This window comes from Planctopirus hydrillae (assembly GCF_001707835.1).
Classification (GTDB): Bacteria; Planctomycetota; Planctomycetia; order Planctomycetales; family Planctomycetaceae; genus Planctopirus; species Planctopirus hydrillae.
Map to the genome: position 1 here is coordinate 1 of NZ_LYDR01000045.1, position 357 is coordinate 357.

The window sequence follows — 357 nt, forward strand, 5'->3', positions numbered from 1 at the left end:
CTGACTCGTGAGCAGCGAGAACGATTCTGGCACCGAATGATTCCCTGTCGATACTGCCCGCACCGACCGCTACCCAGTTTCCGCCTGTTTCAGGCAATGCATATACGGAATCACGCCCCCCCCGCCAGCACAGCAATCGTTTATTGGTATGGTCGTAGGTGAATTCGGTATAATCGCCTGGCCAATTAGCTGCCGGAACAGCGCTTATCGTTCGATTCTTCAGGTCGTACCTGATCACTTTTTTATGGATGATGGAATAGAGATACTGATTGGTCTTGTCAAAACCGAAAGCTTTTATGTTGAAGAGGTTAGAATCGATCACAGTTCCTGGGATCAGTAATTTCCAGACACCGGGCA

General features: G+C 49.3%; 1 protein-coding gene. It reads right to left on the reverse strand.

All coding sequences use genetic code 11. From position 1 onward, the window contains the following. The coding region (locus tag A6X21_RS24580; protein ID WP_165603696.1) for a hypothetical protein at nucleotides 1-357 on the reverse strand (357 nt) is incomplete at both ends.